3 protein-coding genes are annotated in these 4,741 nt (G+C 72.7%); 2 read left to right on the top strand and 1 reads right to left on the bottom strand.

Features of this window, described 5'->3' with window-relative positions:
- Positions 1–240 precede the first annotated feature (240 nt).
- Positions 241–1,086, bottom strand: coding sequence for a siderophore-interacting protein (locus BIU91_RS15085; protein WP_071406137.1), 846 nt, complete (start codon positions 1,084–1,086; stop codon positions 241–243).
- An 84-nt stretch (positions 1,087–1,170) separates the two neighbouring features.
- Here BIU91_RS15085 and BIU91_RS15080 point away from each other — a divergent pair, with 84 nt between their 5' ends.
- Both BIU91_RS15080 and BIU91_RS15075 read left to right on the top strand, forming a co-directional pair.
- Positions 1,171–1,863 (top strand): heme oxygenase (biliverdin-producing), encoded by a 693-nt coding sequence (locus BIU91_RS15080; RefSeq protein WP_071406136.1) that lies wholly within the window; start codon positions 1,171–1,173, stop codon positions 1,861–1,863.
- Between the two features lie 195 nt (positions 1,864–2,058).
- The gene (locus tag BIU91_RS15075; protein WP_071406135.1) at positions 2,059–4,716 is read left to right on the top strand and encodes a phosphoenolpyruvate carboxylase; all 2,658 of its coding nucleotides are present in this window, start codon (positions 2,059–2,061) and stop codon (positions 4,714–4,716) included.
- Positions 4,717–4,741 lie beyond the last annotated feature (25 nt).

The following is a 4,741-nucleotide window of genomic DNA, read 5'->3' as shown; positions in this document are numbered from 1 at the left end:
CCTGGTCCGTTCTTCCGACCAGGTATGCCCGTTTCCACCAGCCATCGCGCCAGTTCTGGGAAGGAACGGGCGTACCTGCGACAGCCGGGCGCCCCGGCCGCCGGGTGTACCGACCGAGAACGGGCGTGCCGGGTGTACCTGGTCGAATCGGGCGTACCTGGTCCGTTCTTCCGACCAGGTACGCCCGTTCCCACCAGCCATCGCGCCCGTTCTGGGAAGGAACGGGCACGCTGGCCACCGTCAGTCGGTGAAGATCACCCCGACGGGCTCGCGCTTCTCCTCCTGGAATTCGTCCTCACCACGACCGAGCGCCCAGTACGCCGACAACGACATCTCGCGCTTCTCCAGCCCCCAGTCGTCCTGCAGCAGCCGACGGATCGCCTTCATCGCGGTCCGCTCGCCGTGCGCGAAGACCTGGACCGGCCGGGAGGCACGCGGCAGCCCGCGGGCCGTCTCCAGCAGGAGCGTGCCCGGCTGGGCGCCGGTGGCGTCCCGGTGCAGCCACCGCAGGTCGACCCCGGCCGGGTGCCGGATGTCCTGCTCGTCCGCGGGCCCGGCCACCTCGACCAGGGCGACCCCGGTGGCGGAGTCGGGCATCGACTCGAGTGCCGCGCCGATCGCGGGCAGGGCGCTGTCGTCACCGAGCAGCACGTGCGTGACGGCCGGGTCGGTGCTCGGCGCGTAGCCGCCACCGGGCCCGGACAGGGCGAGTCGATCGCCCGGCTGCGCGGACGCTGCCCAGGGACCGGCGAGGCCCTCGTCGCCGTGCACGACGAAGTCGATCGCGATGGTCCGCGTGGTGTGGTCGACCGCGCGCACCGTGTAGGTGCGGCGGGCCGGGCGGTCGTGCTTCGGCAGGGTCTCGCGCAGGGCCTCGAGGTCGTACGGCGGCACGAGTCCGAGCGACGGCTTCGCGAGCAGGAGCTTGACGTACTTGTCGGTCGCACCGAGCCGGTCGGGGTCGGCCTGGGCGACGAAGTCCTCGAAGGCCGAGCCGCCCAGGTGCACGCGCACCATGTGGGGCGAGAGCCGTTCGGTGCGGTCGACGACGAAGACGTGCTGGGGGCGTTTGGGTTTCGAGCTCATCGTGGGGGAGCTTCCTCTCGCGGGTTCGGCGCCACCTGGGTGATCCCTGCTTGACGCGCGCATCACTAAGGTTAGCCTTACCTCATGGACTCGACCGTCATCCCGTTCTCCGAGCTGCTGCGCCGACGCACGCGGCGCTCGCACGGTGCCTCGGCCACGAGCGGCTTCATGCAGGACCTGCTCGGCGGCGACTGCGACGTCGCCGACTACGCGGACCTGCTCGGACAGTACGCCTTCGTGTACGACGCGCTCGAGCGGGCGGCGGAACGCATGGCCGACCACCCCGTGGCGGCGCCGTTCGTCACCGCGCAGCTCACCCGGATGCCGGCGATCCGTGCCGACCTCGAGTACCTGATCGGCCCGGACTGGTCCGAGCTGGTGTGCCCGCTGCCCGCGACGACCGCGTACGTGCGGCGCCTCAACGAGGTCGCGGCGGAATGGCCCGGCGGCTTCGTGGCGCACCACTACACGCGGTACCTCGGCGACGTGTCCGGCGGGCACGTGATCGGGCAGGTGCTGGCCGAGCGGTTCGGGTTCGACACGAACGGTGTCCTGTTCTACATCTTCGACCAGGTCGCCGACCCGAGCGACTTCGAGCACACCTACCGGGCCCAGCTCGACGCCGCGCCCTGGACGGCCGACGAGCAGGAGCGGGTGATCGCCGAGGTCGAGCTCGCCTACGACCTGAACCGGGGGCTGCTCGCCGGCCTCGATGCCCGCCGTGCGCCGTTCCGTCAGGAGCCGGGGGACACGACGGTCGCCGCCGTCACGGCCTGACCGCACAGCGGCGGTCGCCGCCGTCACGGCCTGACCGCACAGCGGCGGTCGCCGCGCAGGCCAGCTCGGACCCGGCCCCGCGTCCATCCGGACCCTGCCCCGCGTCCGTCCGGACGGTCGACGTCATGCGCCCCCGGGTGCCGATACGCTGCTGGGACCCGGGACCAGCCTCCCGGACGACCCGGAAAGGACTCCATGACGGCGATCGACGGATCTGCACGCCACGAGCGCGCGCGGGACGACGTCAGCGGTGCGGTCGACAGTGACCTGCGCGCCGACGTCCGGTACCTCGGCAACCTCCTCGGCCGGGTGCTGCGGGAGAACGGGGGCGACGAACTGCTCCACGACGTGGAGTCGTTGCGCGCCGCCGTGATCGACGCCTACGAGGGCGACCACGCCGAGGGTGCAGCGCGTGCCCAAGCGATCGTCTCCGGCATGTCGGCCGAACGCGCCGAGGCCGTGGCACAGGCGTTCACCACCTACTTCCACCTGACGAACCTGGCCGAGGAGCACCACCGCGTGCGGGTCCTCCGGCAGCGCGGTGACGACGGTGGTGTGGCCGGCGACTCGTTCCCCGCCACCTACGCCGAGCTGGTCGCCGAGGTCGGCGAGGCCGAGGCCGCTGAGCGCCTCCGCACCCTGCGGTTCCACCCGGTGCTGACGGCCCACCCGACCGAGGCCCGCCGCCGCGCGGTCACCACGGGTGTCCGCCGCATCACGGACCTCATCGACGAGCGCGACCGCGCCCGCAACGCGACGGCCCGCGCCGAGAACGAGCGCCGCCTGCTCGAGGAGATCACGACCCTCCTGCGCACCTCGCCGCTCCGGACCACCCGGCCGACCCCGCTCGACGAGGTCCGTACCGCGATGAGCGTGTTCGACCAGACCCTGTTCGAGATCGTCCCGCAGGTCTACCGCCTGCTCGACGACCGGCTGCAGGGCGACGACGCCGGCCGCGCCTCCGTGATCGCCCCCGCGTTCGTGCGCTTCGGCACCTGGATCGGCGGCGACCGCGACGGCAACCCCCACGTGACGGCCGACGTCACCCGCCAGGCCGCCGAGATCGCGGCGGAGCACATCCTGCTCGGCCTCGCCCGCGCGACCACCCGCATCGGCAGTGCCCTGACGCTCGACGCGAGCGACACCCCCGCCGACGCCGGCCTCACCGCCCTCGTCGCCGCGCAGGAGTCCCTCGACCCGGGCATCGCCGAGCGCATCGGCGTCCGCGCACCGAACGAGACCCACCGTCGTGCGCTCCTGTTCGTCGCCGCGCGCATCGACGCCACCCGGACCGGCACCACCCCTCTGGCCTACGACGGCCCCGAGGCGCTGCTGGCCGACCTCCGCACGATCCAGGCGTCGCTCATCGCCGCCGGCGCGATCCGCCCGGCCAACGGCGAGCTGCAGAACCTGATCTGGCAGGTCGAGACCTTCGGGTTCCACCTGGCCGAGCTCGAGGTCCGCCAGCACTCGCAGGTGCACCGCACGGCCCTGGCCGAGATCCGCGCCGGTGGCGAACTGAGCGAGACCACCGAAGAGGTCCTCGCCGTCTTCCGCACGATCGCCGGGCTGCAGTCCCGCTACGGCGTCCGCGCGGCGAACCGGTACATCGTCTCCTTCACGCAGTCCCCGGCGGACCTGGCGAACGTGCACGAGCTCGCGGTCGCCGCGCTCGGGTCCGCCGAGGCCGCGCCGGTTCTCGACGTCATCCCGCTGTTCGAGACCTTCGCCGACCTGCACGCCAGCGTCGACATCCTCGACGAGGCCGTCCGTACCGAGGCGTTCCAGCGACGCCTCGCCGCGACCGGCCGTCGGCTCGAGGTCATGCTCGGCTACTCGGACTCCTCGAAGGACGTCGGCCCGGTGTCCGCGAACCTGGCGCTGTACGACGCCCAGGCCCGCATCGCCGACTGGGCCCGCGACAACGACATCGAGCTGACCCTGTTCCACGGCCGGGGCGGTTCGCTCGGCCGGGGCGGCGGTCCCGCCAACGAGGCCGTCCTCGCGCAGCCGCCGGGGTCGATCGACGGTCGCCTGAAGCTCACCGAGCAGGGTGAGGTCATCTTCGCCCAGTACGGCGACCAGGACATCGCCGCCCGCCACCTCGAGCAGATGGCCTCGGCGACGTTGTTCGCGTCGTCGCCGTCGAACGAGGCGCGCACCGCCGCCGCGGCCGCCCGGTTCGCCGACCTCGCCCAGCAGCTCGACGACGTCTCGCGCGTCGCCTTCTACGACCTGGTCAAGGCCGACGGCTTCGCGCCGTGGTTCGCCCGGGTCACCCCGATGGAGGAGATCGGCCTGCTGCCCCTCGGCTCCCGCCCGGCCCGTCGTGGCCTGTCGGTGGAGTCGCTGGAGGACCTCCGCGCCATCCCGTGGGTGTTCTCGTGGACGCAGGCGCGCATCAACCTCGCCGGTTGGTACGGGCTCGGCTCCGCGCTCGAGGCCGTCGGCGACGTCGACGTGCTCCGCGCCGCGTACGCCGGGTGGCCGCTCTTCGCCGCGATGATCAAGAACGTCGAGATGTCGCTCGCGAAGACCGACGAGCACATCGCCCGCCGGTACCTCGAGCTCGCCGACCGCGACGACCTCGCCGCGAAGGTGCTCGACGAGATGGTCCGCACCCGCGACTGGGTGCTCCGCGTCTCCGGCGGCAGCGACGTACTCGAGGACCGACCCGTCCTGGCGCGCGCCGTGCGCCTCCGCAGCCCGTACGTCGACGCGCTGTCGCACCTGCAGCTCCGTGCGCTGCGCGCCATCCGCACGTCCGGCAGCACGGACCCCACGGACGCCGACCACCGGCTCCTGCTGCTCACCGTCAACGGGATCGCGGCTGGCCTGCAGAACACGGGCTGACGCCCCCACCCGACGGACGGGAGGC

The sequence above is a fragment of the Curtobacterium sp. MMLR14_002 genome (assembly GCF_001864975.1).
GTDB classification, from domain to species: domain Bacteria; phylum Actinomycetota; class Actinomycetes; order Actinomycetales; family Microbacteriaceae; genus Curtobacterium; species Curtobacterium flaccumfaciens.
This window is presented reverse-complemented; position numbering and strand designations above follow the sequence as displayed.

Bases quoted from the DNA above. Each gene is read 5' to 3' on its own strand.
- BIU91_RS15085 (WP_071406137.1), bottom strand. From the start codon at position 1,086: ATGAGCTCGAAACCCAAACGCCCCCAGCACGTCTTCGTCGTCGACCGC.
- BIU91_RS15080 (WP_071406136.1), top strand. From the start codon at position 1,171: ATGGACTCGACCGTCATCCCGTTCTCCGAGCTGCTGCGCCGACGCACG.
- BIU91_RS15075 (WP_071406135.1), top strand. From the start codon at position 2,059: ATGACGGCGATCGACGGATCTGCACGCCACGAGCGCGCGCGGGACGAC.